Consider the following 16,058-nt stretch of genomic DNA (forward strand, 5'->3'; position numbering starts at 1 on the left):
TTCAGGAGCGCCGGCGCCGCTGGGCGGTGCGGGTCGATGTGGCGCCGAAGGCGACGTTGGGCAGGTCCGCGACAGCGGCAAGCATCGGGAACGGGTCCGTGGCGTGGGGGATGGCACTCGCGGCGACGAAGTGCTCCTGAAACCGCGGCTCTATCGCAGTCTCGACCTTGGTGATGCGACGCACCGTCTCCGTCAGACCTTCTCGCGCGGCGCGGTTGCAAAGGGCGATGCGCGCACCGGTTCCGGCGGCGTTGCCCGCGGACGATACCCGCTCGGGCGGGCAGTCCGGGATCATGCCCAACACGAGCGCGTGGAGCGGCGAGATGTGAGCACCGAACGCGCCGGCCAGCACGACCCGGTCCACCCGCTCCACGCCCATCTCGTCCATCAGGAGACGCGCGCCCGCATACAGCGCGGCCTTGGCAAGCTGGATCGAGCGGATGTCGCCTTGCGTGATCATGATGCGGCCGCGGTCGGACTCGTGGAGCAGATAGCCGTGGGTGCGCCCTTCGGCGCGGCAACGGGCCGAGCCAGTCTGTTCGGCCGAACCTATCATGCCGCTGCGGTCTAGCAGTCCCGCCATGCGCATCTCGGCCACTGCCTCGATTATGCCCGAGCCGCAGATGCCGGTGACCCCGGTCTTCGCCACGGATTCTGCGAAGCCGGGCGCGTCGGACCAGAGCGGGCAGCCGATCACCTGGAAGCGCGGCTCGCCCGTGGCCGGATCGATCCGCACCCGCTCGATCGCGCCCGGCGCAGCGCGTTGGCCGGAGCTGATCTGGGCGCCCTCGAAGGCGGGACCAGTCGGCGACGAGCAGGCGAGGACGCGGCTGCGGTTGCCCAGCACGATTTCGGCGTTCGTCCCCACGTCGACCAGCAGGACAAGATCCTCCGACTTCTGCGGCTCCTCGGCAAGCACGACCGCGGCCGCGTCCGCCCCGACATGGCCGGCGATGCAGGGTAGGACATGCAGGCGCGCGCCCGCGTTCACCTCGCGAAGCTCCAGGTCGCCTGCCGGAAACGACAGCGCCTCCGCCGTCGCCAAAGCGAACGGCGCCTGTCCCAGCGGCGTCGGATCCAGCCCGAGCAACAGGTGGTGCATCACTGGGTTGCAGACGATCACCGCCTCGACCACCGCGTCGGACGGAACGCCTGCCTCGGCCTCCAGTTCGGCCGCCAGCCGGTCGAGCGCCTCCCGGATCGCGGTCGTCATCGCTTCGGCCCCGCCGGGGTTCATCATTGCATAGGAGACACGGCTCATGAGGTCCTCGCCGAAGCGGATCTGCGGGTTCATGATGCCGGCCGACGCGACGACGCGCCCGTCGTCGAGGGCGCAGAGGTGCGCGGCGACCGTGGTGGACCCCACGTCCACTGCCAGCCCGTAGAGCGGCCCCTCTCGAAAGCCGGGCCAGACATCGAGAATTCGATGGCCGTCCCCTTCACGGTGAAGCGCCAGCGTCACCTCTCCTCGGCCCGCCTGAAGCGCAGCCTGCAGGCGGCGGAGGGCGACCAGGGATAGCGTCGCACCCTCGACCTGCCACTGCTCGGCGAGCGCCCGTTTCAGCCGCTCGGCGTCGCCGCCTCGATCGTTCATCTCCGGTTCCGGCACCTGCACGAGGAGCGGGCGGGTCGCGGGGTCCATCAGGATGGTCCGGGAGTCGGCCTGCTTGCGCACCACCTGGCGGTGCAGCTGGCTCTCCGGGGGAACGTCGATCACCACGTCGCGGACGATCTGCGCCTGACAGCCGAGTCGGCGGCCGGCGGGCAGGCCGCGCTTCGTATCGTACCGCTCCTCGACCTTGTTCCACGGGCTGAGCGCGTCCTCGTCCACGTCCAGGCCGAGCTTCGGGAACGCGCCGTGGCCCGGAGCGATCTGACACTTCGAGCAGATGCCGCGCCCCCCGCAGACGCTGTCCAGGTCGACGCCCAGGCTGCGCGCGGCGGCGAGCACCGTCGTGCCCTGAGGCACCCGGCCGCGTCGGCCGGAGGGCATGAAGACGACGAGCGGGTCGTTGGTCATGGCTGCCCTTTCTGTCTTCGGCACCACTTTAGCGGCATCGCGGCCGGGCGGAAGGCGCGAGGAACCGCGCCGCGCGCCGGCAGGTTGAAGGCGCAATGCCAGAGGAGGCCGCGCATGGCAAAGAGCGATGGACCACGACGCAGGATCACGCTCACCTTTGAGGGCAAGGAAGCCTTCGAACATGTCGACGATCCGATCCACAAGGACCTCTCCGCCGTCGCTCGCTGGGGCAATGCACTCTTCTTCAGCTGCGACGAGAACGGCAGGAGTGGATCGGCTGACGCGCGAGGCGAACAACCGCAATTGGGGCAACCACGTCCACTTCGCGCTCGGCGAGCTGGTCGACCTCCCGGCGGGGCCCGGCGGCGAGATGGACATCGAGGGGCTCGACGCAAGAGACGGCTGGTTATGGGTGGTGGGATCCCACTCCCTCAAGCGCGGCAAGGCCGAGGGCAATTCGCAGGCAGGGCTGGAAGCGTTGGCGTGCATCGAGCGGGACCCGAACCGTGCATTCCTCGCGAGGATACCGCTGGTCGACACCGGCGACGGCCCGATGCCGGTGCGCCGGGACAGAGACCGGCGCCTCGCGCACATCAAGCTGCGGAAGAACAAGAGCGTACTGCGCAAGTGGCTGAGGAAGGACCCGCACCTCGCGCCGTTTCTGGACCTTCCTTGCAAGGAAAACGGGTTCGACATCGAGGGAATTGCGGCGCGGGACCTCCGGGGTTGGATGGGCCTGCGCGGACCGGTCCTGCGTGGCTTGGCCGTGGTGCTCGGCTTCGAGATGAAGCTCAAGGGCGGAAGACGGCTCAAGGCCCGCCGGATCGAGGGCAAGCGACGCTATCGCAAGCACCTTCTGCCAGTGCGCGGGCAGGGGGTGCGCGACCTCGCGCTGGAGGGCGACGACCTGATCCTGCTGACCGGTCCGGCCATGGCGGGCGACGGCGCCGCCGCGATCTGGCGGTGGAGGGGAGGGGCCTTGGCCACGGCATCCGGCTTGGTTGCGGGAGGCGATGTCGAAATGATCCGCGAGTTGCCCTACCGTGGCGTCGAGGATCATCCGGAAGGCATCGTGAGGTGGGACGACAGCCCCTGGATGGTGGTCTACGACAGTCCGGCGCAGGCGCGACTTGGGTCGGAGCCAGCCCGCGTCACCGCTGACATCTGGGCGCACCAGACATGAGAAAGGGCAGCCGCGTTTATGCGGCTGCCCTTCAGCTTGTTCAGCAGCCGGTGGCTGCCAGCGGCGACCTCAGGCCTTGCGGCGCCGCGCGATGCCGCCGGCGAGGGCAAGGCCCGACACCAGGAGCAGACCGCCCGCCGGAAGCGGGATCGGCGCCAGGTTGAGACCGGCCAGCGCGTAGTCCGGGCGGCCAACCGAGTCGTTCGTGAACGACGACGTGAAGGTGAAGACGCTGCCGCGCAGCCCACCCGCGAGCGACGCCTCGGCATAACCGGTGCCGGGGTAGCGTTCGAAGGCGCCGAACGTCAGGACGCCAGGAACATCGTCGCCGGTGACGATGGCGACTTCTTCCTCACGCGTGCTCGGCGACTCGAAGAGGTCGAGGAAGTAGATATCGCGGATGGTCACCGTCCTGTCGAAAGTGATCGTCACGATTTCGCCGAAGGAAATCTCGTCGTCGCCGACGCCGATACCATCCTTTTCAAGCGCGAGAGGCGCCAGAACCAGCGACGCATCGCCATCGAAATTCTGACGCTGGTTCGCGGCGCGCGGCGAACCCGTCACGGTGTAGCCAACACCTTGGAACGTACCGGTCAACGAACCGGCGGCAGTAAAGTCGAGAATTGCGGCCGAAGCCATCCCCGGCAGGACGGCGAGTGCTGCCGCAGTCACGAGTTTCTTGATATTGAGCATTTGGTACCCCTCACAAGTTATAGAGACGCTGCGAGGGCACCGGACAATTTCTTGCAACCAAGGCCACTCACAACCACTCCAGACCGGTAACACACTTCTGACCCGATCGGTTTCAGCAACGTGAACGAAGGGTTAACAGGATGCAAGCGTTGATTGCGATCGTACGCAGTCGAACGGAGATTTAGGCGCGTCCCCGGCGGCGTCCGCCACGCCGCGAGGCACCCGCTGCGGCCGCAGTCGCGGCCTCTGCATAAGGCGTGCCGGCCTTTACGGCTTCGAGTACCCGTGCAAAGCCGATCCAAGCGGCGCCGTTGGCATCGTTGTTCATCAGCAGGTTCGCCGCTCGGATGGCCTCCATCTCGACCGGCCGCGTCGGGTTCATGATTGCGCTGGTCATGCCCGAGGCGATGGCCATCGGCAGGAAGGCCGCATTCACTCCATGCCGGTTCGGAAGTCCGAAGGAGACGTTAGATGCGCCGCAGGTAGTATTCACGCCGAGTTCCTCGCGCAGGCGGCGTACGAGCGCGAAGACCTGGCGCCCTGCGGTCGCCATGGCGCCCACCGGCATCACCAGCGGGTCGACGACGATGTCGTGCGCCGGGATGCCATGGTCCGCCGCACGCTCGACGATACGCTTCGCCACGGCGAAGCGCACGTCCGGGTCCTCCGAGATGCCGGTATCGTCGTTCGAGATGGCCACCACGGGAACGTTGTACTTGGCGGCGAGCGGCAGGACGGTTTCCATCCGCTCGTCCTCACCGGTGACGGAATTGACCAGCGGTCGCCCCTTCGCCACCTCGAGGCCTGCCTGCAGGGCTCCTGGAACGGAGCTGTCGATGACCAGTGGCACGTCCACCAGGCTCTGGACCAGCTCGATCATCGTCCGCATCAGCGGCGGCTCGGTCTCGTTCGGATTTGGGTTCGAGTTGTAGACCACGCCCGCATTGACATCGAGCGCCATGGCTCCGCAGGCAACCTGCTCCACCGCGTCGCGCTCGACCGTTGCAAAGTCGCCGGCCTCCAGATCCGCGGCAAGCTTCTTGCGCCCGGTCGGGTTGATGCGCTCGCCGATCACGCAGAAGGGCTGGTCGAAGCCGATGACGACGGTGCGGCTGGCGGATTCGATTACGGTTCGGGCCATTCGGTCTGCCTTCCTTTGTCGAGGAGGTCCCAGAGAGCGGGGTCGGTGAAGTCGCCGATTGCGAGACCGGCACCTGCGGCCTCGAGCGCAGCGGCGTCAAGCGATGTGCGCAGCCCGACGACCCGCGCACCGGCCGCGCATGCCGACCGGATGCCCGACCGGCTGTCCTCGAAGGCGACGCAGCCCTCTGGCGCGACGCCGATGCGCCGCATCGCCGTGAGGTAGGGCAGCGGGTCGGGCTTGCCGCGCGCGCACTCCTCGGCGATGACGATGGTGTCGAAGCGCCCGGCGAGGCCGATCGCCGCCAGCATTGCATCGGCATTGATGCGCGGGGCGTTCGTCACCACTGCCGTCCGCAGCCGCCGCTGCGCCGCCCACTCCAGCAGGTCCGGCAGGCCGGGGAGCGGTTGCGCTCCGGCGGTGGCCAGGCGCCGTCGGAACTCGGCCTCCTTCGCGTCGGCGAGGGCAGGAGCGTCGCCGGACGGAAAGAGCGAGGCGAAGATCGCGGCGTTCATCCGTCCCTGGATCTCGGCATCATAGCGCGCCCGATCGATCCCGACGCCGTGCAGGCGACCAAGATCGGCAAAGACCTCGTAGTGGAGGTCGTCAGTCGCGAGGAGCGTGCCGTCGAGATCGAAGAGCAACGCCGCGAGTTCCAGCGAAGCTCCGCCCGCGACGCGGCGTTGTATCCCGGCGCTCCCGCTCATGTCGCGCGCGACCAGCCGCCATTCTCCACCAGCTCGCGCAGCCGCTCCACGTCGTGTTCCGCTTCCAGCCGGTCGGCCGCCTGTCGCGCCGCGACCTGCGGTTCGGCGGCATCGGCGGCTTCGGGAACGCGGCGCCATTCGCCAAGGTAGGCGTCGGAGCCGGCCAGCCCCGAGCGCATGGCCGCGCGGTCGATCGCCTGCTCGAAACGTTCCGCGAGGGGCAGCTTCACCGCCGAGCGACCGCGCCCGACGATCACCTGAGCCGGTATGTCACGCCAGTAGACGATGGTGACGTCCGGCATCTCGGTCCCTCCTCGCATCCTGCGGGGGGCTTAGCCTCGCTGCGGTCGCGGGGCAAGGCGAGTGCACCGGAGGATGCTGACGCTGCGTCGCTTGCGCAGATGCACCGGCGCACCTACAGTCGGTGCAACTCGAAATGGAGGGCGAGATGCCGCCCAAGCGTCCCAAGGGTGCGGGCGCGATCCTGTTGCCGGTCGATCCGTCCGCGCCGCCGATTGCCGATCCGGCCGAGCTCTATGCGGCGCTCGACCTCGGCACCAACTCCTGCCGCATGCTGATCGCCCAGCCCAAGGGCAACCAGTTCCACGTCGTCGACAGCTTCTCCAAATCGGTGCAGCTCGGTCACGGGCTCGAGGCGTCGGGTCGGCTGGCGCGCGCCTCGATGCAGCGGACGATCCAGGCGCTGCGGATCTGCCGGTCGAAGCTCTACAAGCACGACGTGCGGCGCATGCGCCTCGTCGCGACCGAAGCCTGCCGACGTGCGCGCAACGGTGCGGACTTCCTTGGAATGGTCCGACGCGAGACCGGGCTCGATCTCGAGATCATCGAGCCCGAGGAGGAGGCGCGCCTCGCCGTCATCTCTTGCGCGCCGCTCGTCTCAACGCGGACGGAGCAGCTCCTCGTGGTCGACATCGGAGGCGGCTCGACCGAGCTCGTCTGGATCGACCTCACGCGGGTCCCGAAGCTCGACCGCCCGCGCGCCATCATGCGGCTGAAAAGCGGTTTCCTGCCCGAGAAGGGCTCGCCGTTTCCCGCCGCCCAAGTAGTCGACTGGATCTCCGTGCCGCTCGGCGTGGCAACCCTGCGTGACCAGTTCGACGACGTCACCGACGACGCGGCGCGCTTCGCGCTGATGAGCTGGTTCTTCGAGGAGAATCTGTCGGAGTTCAGCCCCTACGAGGCCGAGCAGACGCGGGAGGGGTTCCAGATCGTCGGCACGTCGGGCACCGTTACCACGGTCGCGGCGAGCCACCTGGGGCTGAGGCGCTATGACCGCAACAAGGTCGATGGGCTGCGCATGACATCGGACCAGATCGACAAGGTCATCCGCGACTACCTGTCGCTCGGCCCCGAGGGGCGGCGGAACGATCCGCGGATCGGCCGGGACCGCCACGCGCTCATCATGTCGGGCGCCGCGATCCTGCAGGCGCTCCTGCGGGTCTGGCCGACCGATCGTCTTTCTGTCGCGGACAGGGGGCTGCGCGAGGGGCTGCTCTATTCGCAGATGTCGGCGGACGGCGTGCTCGAGGACGGGCCGTACTGACTTCTCCGGGGGCCGCTTCCTCGGAGGCATCGAGCCCCGTCGGACGCGCGACGGACCTGCGGTCCGCCGGGCGCTTCGGCCGATCCGGCGCGACAAGGGCGGCGGGCGAATGCGCCGACATTCGGGCGTGGGGCCCACGGCGCGCCCACAGGCGCGTCCGTGCGCGGGCGAGGGGCTCGATGCCCTCAAGGACGCGCCCCTCCGTCGGGTCCGACGCGGGGTTTACCTGAGCCGCTCCGGCGCGCATCTAGCGGCGGCGGCATCGCAACGGATGAGACGTCATGGCGAAGAAGACGAGTGGGCGCGGTCAGCGTGATCTGAGAGTCCAGGTCCGGACAGCCCGCGGACGCAAGCTGAGCTCGACCCGCTGGCTCGACCGGCAGCTGAACGACCCTTATGTCCGACGCGCCAAGGCTAACGGCTATCGCGGCCGCGCCGCCTACAAGATCATCGAGTTGGATGACAAGTACCGTTTCCTCGTCCCGGGCGCGCGAGTCGTGGACCTCGGCTGCGCCCCAGGTGGCTGGAGCCAGGTGGCGGTGGAGCGGACGAACGCGCTCGGGGAGCGCGCGGGCAAGCCGCAGGGACGGGTCATCGGCATCGACCTCAAGCCGGTCGATCCGATCGCTGGGGCAGAGCTGCACGTGCTCGACTTCCTCTCGGAGGCCGCCGACGCGCAGGTGCGCGCGTGGCTGGTCGGTCGCGCCGACGTTGTGATGTCGGACATGGCGGCCTCGGCCTCCGGCCACAAGCAGACCGATCACCTGCGCATCGTGGCGCTGTGCGAAGCGGCCGCGGAACTCGCGTTCGACGTGCTGGAAGAGGGCGGCACCTTCGTCGCCAAGGTGCTGGCGGGCGGCGCCGAGACCGGGCTGCAGACGCTCCTCAAGCAGCGCTTCGAGAAGGTTTCCAACGTCAAGCCGCCTGCGTCCCGCGCCGATAGCTCGGAGAAATTCGTCGTCGCGACAGGTTTCCGCGGCTAGCTCAGAGCGGGTGGCGCCCTGAGGTGGCGGCGCTTGGATCGTGGCGCACGATCATCTCGGCTAGTTCCTCGCGTTGGCGTTGCAACAGCTCGTTCACGTCGGCCGGCTGACCGCGGCGCAGCGCCTCGTTGTAGGCCTCGATCACGTGGCGCTCCCCGTCGATGAGCTGGGCGCGTGCGTCGCCGTCGCCCCGGCCAAAGAAGTCGCGCAGCCGGGCCACCCCCTCGTGCAGATAGATGGTGAACGAGCCTCCTTCGTCCGGCGGATGCCCATGGCGCGCCATCGCCATCGCAAGCTGGCGGTCGTGCTCGTCGTGCAGCGCCCGGAACTCCGCGAGGAGCGCAGCGAGGCCTGCGTCGGCTCTGTCGCCGAACGACTCGTCGGCGTTGCGGGCGTCGACGATCGCGGTGTGCAGTTTTGCGAGGGATTCCGGGTGCGGGTCCCCCTCCACCGGCTGGATCACGGGCAGTATCGTGCTGGTGCTCATCTCGTCCTCCCTCGAATGCCGGCGGCCTATGCGGAACGCCCGCTGGTCCGGCCGCGTTCCGCAAGTAGAGGTCACGGAGGCACCGCAATGGCATCGCGCGCCGTCTGGAAGGGTCAGCTGAGGCTGTCGCTCGTCTCGATCCCGGTCGAGATCCACTCTGCCACGCAGTCGGGCGCGAGGGTTAGCTTTCGCCAGATCCATGGTCCCTCCGGCAAGCGCGTGCGCTACGAGAAGGTCGTGCCGGGCGTCGGTCCGGTGGACAGCTCGGAGATCCTGAAGGGCTATGAGACCGGGGGCGACGAATACATCCTGCTCGAGCCCGAAGAGATTGACGAGATCAAGCTCGAGACGAAGAAGACACTGGAGCTGGTGCAGTTCGTCGGCGCCTGCGAAATCAGCCCACTCTGGTACGACCGGCCATACTACGTCGTGCCGACGGATGACCTTGCGGAGGATGCCTATCGCGTTGTGCGCGACGCTCTGCGCAAGGCCGACAAGGTCGGGCTGGGGCAGCTCGTGATGCGCGGGCGGGAGTATCTCTGCGCGCTGCGACCGTGCGGCGACGGACTTCTGCTCGAGACGCTCCACTACGCCGACGAGATACGCAAGGCGGACCCGCTGTTCTCGGGGATTGAGGACGATCCGGCCGACGAGGAGCTGCTGGCGGTGGCCACGCAGCTCATCGACCGCAAGACTGCGCCATTCGAGGCCGCTTCCTTCGAAGACCGCTACGACAAGGCCCTGCGCGAACTGATCGACGCCAAGACGAAGTCCAAGAAGACGCGCCGCGTTGCGACGGGCGACAGCGGCGAATCCAAGCCCGCCGGCGGCGAAAACGTGGTCGACCTCATGGACGCGCTGAAAAAGAGCCTGCAATCCTCGGGAAAGGGCTCGAAGTCCTCCGGCAAATCGACGCGCCCCAAGGCGGCTGCGGGCGACAAGCCCGCGACCAAGTCGTCCGCGAAGCCCGCCGCGAAGAGCCGCAAGCAGGCCTGACATGGCCCTCAAGGACTACGAGGCGAAGCGGGACTTCGACGCGACGCCCGAGCCGCGGGGAGGGACGTCCACCGCTTCCGGCCGTTCGTTCTGCGTGCAGAAGCACGACGCGACCCGGCTGCACTACGACCTGCGGCTCGAGCACGAGGGCGTGCTGCTGAGCTGGGCGGTGACGAAGGGGCCTTCGACAGATCCCTCGCAGAAGCGGCTGGCGGTCAGGACGGAAGACCATCCGATCGACTACGGCGGGTTCGAGGGCGTCATTCCCGAGGGGTATGGCGCGGGCACGGTCATGCTCTGGGACCGGGGCGAATGGGAGCCGCTGCACGACGTGGACGACGGGCTGCGGCAGGGCAAGCTGCACTTTCGCATCCATGGCGCGCGGATGCGGGGCGGCTGGGCGCTGGTGCGGATGCGCGGCGCCCGCAAGGGCGATGCAAAGCGCGAGAACTGGCTGCTGGTCAAGGAGGCGGACGACCTCGCGACCGACGAGCCCGATGGGCTCATCGGAGAGCACACGACATCCATCGCCACCGGGCGCGACCTCGAGGAGATCGCTGCCGACGCGCCTGCCAGAGCGCCCGAGCGCGGCGCGCGGCCGAAGTTCCGCGACCCGATGCTGGCCACCGCAAGCGACGACATTCCCGAGGGCGACGCCTGGTGGTTCGAGCCGAAGCTCGACGGCTATCGCTGCCAGATCGCCGTGGGGAAGGGCGGGGTGCGCTGCTACTCGCGCAACGGGCTGGACTGGACCGACCGCTTCCACGACGTGGCGCAGGCGGCGGAGGGGCTGACCTGTCGCCGCGCGCTGATCGACGCCGAGATCGTCGCGCGGGACGACGAGTCCTTCTCCGGGCTGCAGACGGCGCTGAAGGAGGGGCGGTCGCTGGTGGCCTATGCCTTCGACCTCCTGCACCTGGACGGAACGGAGCTGTCGTCGCGGCCGCTGACGGAGCGGCGGGAGAGGCTGGAGACGCTGCTGGAGCCGCTGCCGCCGCGCGGGCCGCTCAGGCTTTCGCCGATGATCGAGGGGCACGGGCCGGCGCTCTTCGAGGCTGTCTGCGCGGCGGGGGGAGAGGGCGTCATCGCCAAACGGATCGACGGCAAGTGGCGGTCCGGCCGCGGGACGGCGTGGCGCAAGATCAAGTGCACCCGGCGAGCGGAGTTCATCGTCGCCGGCTGGATGCCGTCCGACAAGAAGGGGCGCCCGTTCGCCTCGCTGGTCCTCGCCACGCGGGAGGGCGGGGAGCTGACCTATCGCGGCCGGGTCGGCGGCGGCTTCGGGGCGCCTGCCTTCGAGGAGCTTGCGCCGCTGCTGGAGCGGCACGCCCGCAAGGGCTCGCCCTTCGGCAGGGCGCCCGCCGATGCGCGTGGCGCGCGCTGGGTCGAGCCGAAGCTGGTGGTCGAGGTCCGCTACGCCGAGTTGACGTCCGAGGGGATCATCCGCCACGGCGTCTACGAGGGCCTGCGCGAGGACAAGGCCGCCGACGAGGTGAGTGCGCATGACGTGGGCGTTGCGCCGCCGGAGGAGCCGAAGCAGCGCGAAGTGCTCGGTATCCGCATCTCGAGCGCGGACCGGCAGGTGTTCCCCAATGCCGGGCTGACTAAGGGCGGGCTGGCCGACTACTATGCGGCGACCGCCGAGCGGCTGCTGGCGCACGGGCAGGACCGGCCGCTGAGCCTGATCCGCTGCCCGGATGGCGTCTCGCGCTCGTGCTTCTTCCAGAAGCATGGCGGCAAGGGCTTTCCGGCCGCGATGACGACCTTCCGCAGCGAGGGCGAGGACTGGCTCTATCTCGGCGGCGCGCAGGCACTGATCTCGGCGGTGCAGATGGGCAGCGTCGAGTTCCACATCCGAGGGGTGCGGCGCGATCGTCTCGACCGTCCGGACCGGGTCGTGTTCGACCTCGACCCCGACGAGGGCCTAACCTTCGATGCCGTCCGCGAGGCGGCGGCGGAGTTGCGGGCGCTCCTCAGCGACATCGGGCTAAAGCCAGGTCTGATGACGACGGGTGGCAAGGGCCTGCATGTCGTCCTGGCCCTGAGGCGCACCACCGACGTGGAGACAATCTCCGCGTTCGCCCGCACCGTCGCGACGCACATGGCCGGTCGCTGGCCCGACCGGTTCACCGCCAAGATGACGAAGTCCACCCGCAAGGGCCGCATCTTCGTCGACTGGCAGCGCAACACCCGTGGCGCGACGGCCATCTGCCCCTGGTCGGTGCGTGCGCGGCCCGGCGCTCCGGTGGCTATGCCGCTCGACTGGGACGAGCTACCTGACCTGCCAGGCGGCAACGCGTTCAACGTGGCGGCCGCGCTGGAGCGGTTGGACCGGCCGGATCCGTTGGCCGCCATCGCCACAGGCACGCTCTCCAATGCGGTGCTCCGGCGGCTTGAGGACGCCATCGCCGCCTAGAGCGGGCGGATCTTCAGCCGGGTGATGCGGTTCTCCTTGCGCGCCACGACCTCGAAGCGAAAGCCGTGGAACGAGAAGACCTGTCCCTGGATCGGGATCGTCTGCGCCTCGTGTATGACGAGGCCTGCGACGGTGTTCGCCTCCTCGTCCGGCAGGTTCCAGTCGGTCTCGCGGTTCAAGTCTCGGATCGTCATGCCGCCGTCGACCAGCCAGTCGCCCGCTTCGGTGCGCCGGATGCGTTTGCGCTCGTCCACGTCGAACTCGTCGGTGATCTCTCCCACGATCTCCTCGAGGATGTCCTCGAGCGTGATGAGGCCCCTGAGTGCGCCGTACTCGTCGACGACCAATGCGAAATGGGTGTGCCGCACCAGGAACTGGCGCATCTGCTCGTCGAGCGGCGTCGTCTCCGGGACGAAGTAAGGCTCCATCGCCACATCGGTCACGTTGAACTCGGTCAGGTCCTCCTTGCCCGCAACCTCGCGCCGGTCGTACATCGCCCGCAGCAGATCCTTGGCGTGCACGACGCCGACGATGTTCTCGGCGTCCCCCTTGTAGAGCGGCAGGCGGGTGTGCGGCGAGCGCAGGCTGAGCGCCACGATCTCGCTCGCCGGGAGGTCGGCGTCGATCATCTCGATCTGGCTGCGGTGGAGCATGATCTCCTCGACGGTGCGGTCCGCGAGGTCGAGCGCGCCGAGGATGCGGTCGCGATCCTCCTTCTCCACCACACCCTCGGAATGACCGATCGAGAGCGCGCCCATGATCTCTTCCCGCACTGCGAGGACGTGCACATCCGGATCGGTGCGCACGCCGAAAAGCCGCAGGATCAATCGCACGAACGCTCGTACCGCGCTGACCACCGGGGCGAAGATCAGGATGACGAAGCGGATCGCGGGCGCTACCCGTGCGGCGGCGGTCTCGGCGTTGGTGATGGCGTAGGTCTTCGGCAGCACCTCGGCGAAGATCAGGACGAGGAAGGTCATCACCAGCGTCGCCAGCGCGACACCGCTCTCGCCGAAGATGCGCGTGAAGAGCGAGGTTGCGAGCGAAGCCGCGAGGATGTTGACCAGATTGTTGCCGAGCAGGACCGAACCGATCAGCCGCTCGCTGTCCTCGGTGATCGTCAGCGCCCTCTGCGCGCCGCTTGACCCCCTGTCGGCCTGGGACCTGAGCTTGCCGCGCGAGGCCGCCGTCAGCGCCGTCTCGCTGCCCGAGAAGAAGGCCGACATGATCAGGAGCGCGATGATCGCGAGGATGGTCGTCCAGAAGGCGGTATCGAGAATTCCGTCCATGGTTCCGTCAGATTGCGGGCAGGGGCGGATGGTCCCGCCGAGAAAAGGGAGATATCAGGCCGTGTCCTCCCGCGCCAGCGGGTGGCGCGTCAGGACGAGGTCGCGCAGCCGCGCCTCGAGGACATGGGTGTAGATCTCGGTCGTCGCCACATCAGCGTGACCCAGTAGGGTCTGGATCGACCGCAGGTCGGCGCCGTTGGCAAGGAGGTGCGTCGCGAAGGCATGGCGCAGTCCGTGCGGCGTCACCCGCGCCGGGTCGACTCCAGCATTCAGCGCGATCTGCTTTATGAGGAGATAGAATCGGTGGCGCGACAGGTGGCCGGCCGCGCCTCGTGACGGGAAGAGGTGGCGCGAGGCAGAGTGGGCTTCGTCGCGAAGCACCAGCCATTCGCCCAGCCGCGCGCGCGCGTCCTCGGTCAGCGGGACCATCCGCTCGCGGCCGCCCTTGCCGCGCACCAATAGCATCCGCGGGTCGCCGCGCGCGGCGGCGACCGGCAGCCCGACCAGCTCGCTGACGCGCATGCCGGTGGCGTAGAGCAGCTCCATGAGGCAAGCGTTGCGCAGGCGCTCCGCCGGCCCACGCCCGGTGTCAGATGCCGCGGCGATCAATCGGCCCACCTCGTCCTCGCTCAGGGTTTGCGGCAGGCGCTTCTGGCGGCCGGGTCCCCTGATCTGGATCGCCGGATTTTCGCCGCGCCAGCCTTCCTCGAATGCGAAGCGGTAGAACTGGCGGATCGCCGAGAGGCGGCGTGCCCGCGTCGCGCGAGACAGGCCAAGCCGATCGCAGTCGATCAGATAGCTCTCGATCGTGTCTCGCTGCGCGGTTGCAAAGGACGAGCCGTGCTCGTCAAGCCAGTCGGCGAAGTGCCGCAGGTCGCGTGCATAGGCGAGGCGCGTGTTGTGTGCGGCGCCGAGTTCGGCCGCCTGCGCCTCGAGGAAAGCGTCGATGCTGAGCGCGGCGCGGATGGCGTCGGGTGCCGCAGAGCCGCTCATGGTTTGGGCGCGACGACAAAGGCCGCCGCAGTCCTATTTGCCGCCTCCTCGAGCCCTGCCGCCCTCAGGGTAGCGAGGAGCGCAGCCATGTCGTCGGCGCCGCCCTCCCATGCGCTTCCGGCACGACCGAGGGCGGACAGTATCGCCTCGCCCGTCCGGCTGTCCAGGAGGAGCTCGGCGTCGACAGAGCGCGGCTCAGCGCGTTCGAGGCCGCGCCGGACCGTCTCGACCCGCTCCGTTCGCGCGTTGCCGACAAGCGACGCTGCTCGATCGACCGCGTCTTCGGCGCTGCCTCGCCCTGCGAGCAGGAGGGCTGTCTCCGCGAGCCGCGCAGCCTCTCCCTGCAGCGGTAGCTCGTTCAGCCGTTCTGCCCAAAGATCGGCATAGACGTGCTCCAGCCCCGCGGCTGCGAATGCCTGCCACGCCGCCAAGGCCGCCGCGGCGACGGGTCTGGCATCGCCTTCCTCCAGGGCCTCGACCAGTGCCGCCGCCGCTTCCGCCCGTTCCCAGACGCCGCCGGACGCCGCAGGGGAGCGGCTGGTATAAAGATCCAGCAGACCATCCGCAGGCAGCGCGCCTGCACGCGCAAGGCGCTCGGCAGCCTCGATCTGGCGCTTCCAGCCAAGTTGCGCCCGCAAGTCCGCGTGCGCGAAGGCGAGGGGCAGGGGCCGTGTCGGCAGCGGCTCTCCTATGGCCTCGTATATCCGGAAATGGAGCGGCGTCACGCGTTCCGTCCCGACGGGCGGAGGCAAGAGGTCGCTCTCTCCGTCGTCGAGGAACCGCGCCATGATCACCTGCTCGCCCGCGTCGAGCGCGTCGAGCGCCTGAGCGGTCTCCAGCGTCAGCGCCGCCGCCGGCCAGTCGCCGCCGCGCGCAAGGCAGAAGATACGCGCAGGATAGGTCGGCGCGATCTCGGGCCGCGCCTCAAGTTCGGCGCAGGCCGCGTCCTCCGTGCCGGTCAGCAGCGCGACGTCGAAGAGGCGGCGGAAGAGGCCTGGCGTAAGCGGGCCGGCAGCCTCTATCAACGCCCGCGCGTCCTCCAGCCTGCCCATGGCGAGCAAACGGTCGATCCGCGCAAACAGGAAATTTTCATCGGCGTCAGGGGGCGCGGCGGCGGCGAGCATCATGTCGATCACGGTTCCGCGCAGCGCTGGCGGCACGTCGCTCGGCAGCGCCTCGATCAGCCGGATCAGGTCGTGCTGGGACGACCCGTGCCAGAGCTGCTCCGGCAATCCCGCTGCTGCAGGCGACATGGTTCCGGCGGCCTTCAAAGGCTCATCGAGTGGCGCGACCGTCACGTCACCGGGCAAAGCATTGTCCGACGCCTCCGGCGCTTCGATGCTGCGCGAGAGCCAGTCTATGGCCGAGAGCGGCGCGTCCTGTTGCGCCCCGGCGGATGCCACGACGGCGCCGGCGAGCACAAAGCCCAGCACGCTAGTCCGCATCGAGCGTCACCGGTTGGTTGACGTCTACAGTCTCGGGCGACAGATCGCCCAGATACGCGAAGACGACGAACGCCAGAAAGCCCAACACCAGGAGTGTGATCAGCGCTTTCCACTTGCGGCCCATCGTGACGTCCGTCTCTC

At 68.7% G+C, this 16,058-nt stretch carries 15 protein-coding genes; 5 read left to right on the forward strand and 10 right to left on the reverse strand.

The annotated features are described in order from the left end of the window. Position 1: 1 nt before the first annotated feature. Positions 2–2,020 carry an ASKHA domain-containing protein gene (locus JM664_RS13905; RefSeq protein WP_227420527.1) on the reverse strand — a complete coding sequence of 673 codons (2,019 nt, stop codon included), beginning with the start codon at positions 2,018–2,020 and terminating at the stop codon, positions 2–4. Positions 2,021–2,288: 268 nt separating this feature from the next. Here JM664_RS13905 and JM664_RS13910 point away from each other — a divergent pair, with 268 nt between their 5' ends. After that, complete coding sequence (locus tag JM664_RS13910; protein ID WP_319637542.1) at positions 2,289–3,203, forward strand: DUF3616 domain-containing protein; 915 nt, start codon at positions 2,289–2,291, stop codon at positions 3,201–3,203. A 69-nt stretch (positions 3,204–3,272) separates the two neighbouring features. On the opposite strand, the gene JM664_RS13915 is transcribed toward JM664_RS13910, so the two are convergent. The 4 genes from JM664_RS13915 to JM664_RS13930 form a co-directional block, all read right to left on the reverse strand. After that, positions 3,273–3,896: a VPLPA-CTERM sorting domain-containing protein gene (locus JM664_RS13915; protein WP_227420529.1), complete on the reverse strand. Its 624-nt coding sequence runs from the start codon at positions 3,894–3,896 to the stop codon at positions 3,273–3,275. Between the two features lie 181 nt (positions 3,897–4,077). Beyond that, the gene (locus tag JM664_RS13920; RefSeq protein WP_227420530.1) at positions 4,078–5,037 is read right to left on the reverse strand and encodes a methyltetrahydrofolate cobalamin methyltransferase; all 960 of its coding nucleotides are present in this window, start codon (positions 5,035–5,037) and stop codon (positions 4,078–4,080) included. Continuing rightward, positions 5,022–5,744, reverse strand: coding sequence for an HAD family hydrolase (locus JM664_RS13925; RefSeq protein WP_227420531.1), 723 nt, complete (start codon positions 5,742–5,744; stop codon positions 5,022–5,024). The genes JM664_RS13920 and JM664_RS13925 overlap by 16 nt, the downstream gene beginning before the upstream one ends. Beyond that, entirely contained in the window at positions 5,741–6,046 is a 306-nt protein-coding gene (locus JM664_RS13930) for a virulence factor (protein WP_227420532.1), read from the reverse strand. The genes JM664_RS13925 and JM664_RS13930 overlap by 4 nt, the downstream gene beginning before the upstream one ends. 146 nt (positions 6,047–6,192) lie before the next feature. Here JM664_RS13930 and JM664_RS13935 point away from each other — a divergent pair, with 146 nt between their 5' ends. Beyond that, entirely contained in the window at positions 6,193–7,308 is a 1,116-nt protein-coding gene (locus JM664_RS13935) for a Ppx/GppA phosphatase family protein (RefSeq protein WP_227420533.1), read from the forward strand. Between the two features lie 281 nt (positions 7,309–7,589). Next, on the forward strand, positions 7,590–8,291 hold the full coding sequence (locus tag JM664_RS13940; RefSeq protein WP_227420534.1) for an RlmE family RNA methyltransferase: 702 nt from the start codon (positions 7,590–7,592) through the stop codon (positions 8,289–8,291). Between the two features lies 1 nt (position 8,292). Here JM664_RS13940 and JM664_RS13945 read toward each other — a convergent pair whose 3' ends face one another. Next, on the reverse strand, positions 8,293–8,778 hold the full coding sequence (locus tag JM664_RS13945; RefSeq protein WP_227420535.1) for a DUF2383 domain-containing protein: 486 nt from the start codon (positions 8,776–8,778) through the stop codon (positions 8,293–8,295). Positions 8,779–8,865: 87 nt separating this feature from the next. Here JM664_RS13945 and ku point away from each other — a divergent pair, with 87 nt between their 5' ends. Then, positions 8,866–9,774: a non-homologous end joining protein Ku gene (ku, locus tag JM664_RS13950; protein WP_227420536.1), complete on the forward strand. Its 909-nt coding sequence runs from the start codon at positions 8,866–8,868 to the stop codon at positions 9,772–9,774. A gap of 1 nt (position 9,775) precedes the next feature. Beyond that, on the forward strand, positions 9,776–12,190 hold the full coding sequence (gene ligD, locus JM664_RS13955; RefSeq protein ID WP_227420537.1) for a DNA ligase D: 2,415 nt from the start codon (positions 9,776–9,778) through the stop codon (positions 12,188–12,190). On the opposite strand, the gene JM664_RS13960 is transcribed toward ligD, so the two are convergent. The 4 genes from JM664_RS13960 to JM664_RS18760 are packed head-to-tail and all read right to left on the reverse strand — an operon-like array spanning position 12,187 to position 16,041. Continuing rightward, on the reverse strand, positions 12,187–13,479 hold the full coding sequence (locus JM664_RS13960) for an HlyC/CorC family transporter (protein WP_227420538.1): 1,293 nt from the start codon (positions 13,477–13,479) through the stop codon (positions 12,187–12,189). The genes ligD and JM664_RS13960 overlap by 4 nt on opposite strands. A 54-nt stretch (positions 13,480–13,533) precedes the next feature. Further along, entirely contained in the window at positions 13,534–14,472 is a 939-nt protein-coding gene (locus JM664_RS13965; protein ID WP_227420539.1) for a tyrosine recombinase, read from the reverse strand. After that, entirely contained in the window at positions 14,469–15,917 is a 1,449-nt protein-coding gene (locus JM664_RS13970) for a hypothetical protein (RefSeq protein ID WP_227420540.1), read from the reverse strand. Before JM664_RS13970 ends, JM664_RS13965 begins: the two co-directional genes overlap by 4 nt. After that, the gene (locus JM664_RS18760) at positions 15,907–16,041 is read right to left on the reverse strand and encodes a hypothetical protein (protein ID WP_264465717.1); all 135 of its coding nucleotides are present in this window, start codon (positions 16,039–16,041) and stop codon (positions 15,907–15,909) included. The genes JM664_RS13970 and JM664_RS18760 overlap by 11 nt, the downstream gene beginning before the upstream one ends. Between the last annotated feature and the right edge of the window lie 17 nt (positions 16,042–16,058).

The organism is Roseitranquillus sediminis, from assembly GCF_016918935.1.
GTDB lineage: Bacteria > Pseudomonadota > Alphaproteobacteria > Rhodobacterales > Rhodobacteraceae > Roseitranquillus > Roseitranquillus sediminis.

Coding starts and splice junctions, on each gene's coding strand:
- JM664_RS13970 (WP_227420540.1), bottom strand. CDS start 15,917: ATGCGGACTAGCGTGCTGGGCTTTGTGCTCGCCGGCGCCGTCGTGGCA.
- ku (WP_227420536.1), top strand. CDS start 8,866: ATGGCATCGCGCGCCGTCTGGAAGGGTCAGCTGAGGCTGTCGCTCGTC.
- JM664_RS13920 (WP_227420530.1), bottom strand. CDS start 5,037: ATGGCCCGAACCGTAATCGAATCCGCCAGCCGCACCGTCGTCATCGGC.
- JM664_RS13935 (WP_227420533.1), top strand. CDS start 6,193: ATGCCGCCCAAGCGTCCCAAGGGTGCGGGCGCGATCCTGTTGCCGGTC.
- JM664_RS13940 (WP_227420534.1), top strand. CDS start 7,590: ATGGCGAAGAAGACGAGTGGGCGCGGTCAGCGTGATCTGAGAGTCCAG.
- JM664_RS13925 (WP_227420531.1), bottom strand. CDS start 5,744: ATGAGCGGGAGCGCCGGGATACAACGCCGCGTCGCGGGCGGAGCTTCG.
- JM664_RS13960 (WP_227420538.1), bottom strand. CDS start 13,479: ATGGACGGAATTCTCGATACCGCCTTCTGGACGACCATCCTCGCGATC.
- JM664_RS13930 (WP_227420532.1), bottom strand. CDS start 6,046: ATGCCGGACGTCACCATCGTCTACTGGCGTGACATACCGGCTCAGGTG.
- JM664_RS13915 (WP_227420529.1), bottom strand. CDS start 3,896: ATGCTCAATATCAAGAAACTCGTGACTGCGGCAGCACTCGCCGTCCTG.
- JM664_RS13905 (WP_227420527.1), bottom strand. CDS start 2,020: ATGACCAACGACCCGCTCGTCGTCTTCATGCCCTCCGGCCGACGCGGC.
- JM664_RS13945 (WP_227420535.1), bottom strand. CDS start 8,778: ATGAGCACCAGCACGATACTGCCCGTGATCCAGCCGGTGGAGGGGGAC.
- JM664_RS18760 (WP_264465717.1), bottom strand. CDS start 16,041: ATGGGCCGCAAGTGGAAAGCGCTGATCACACTCCTGGTGTTGGGCTTT.
- JM664_RS13965 (WP_227420539.1), bottom strand. CDS start 14,472: ATGAGCGGCTCTGCGGCACCCGACGCCATCCGCGCCGCGCTCAGCATC.
- ligD (WP_227420537.1), top strand. CDS start 9,776: ATGGCCCTCAAGGACTACGAGGCGAAGCGGGACTTCGACGCGACGCCC.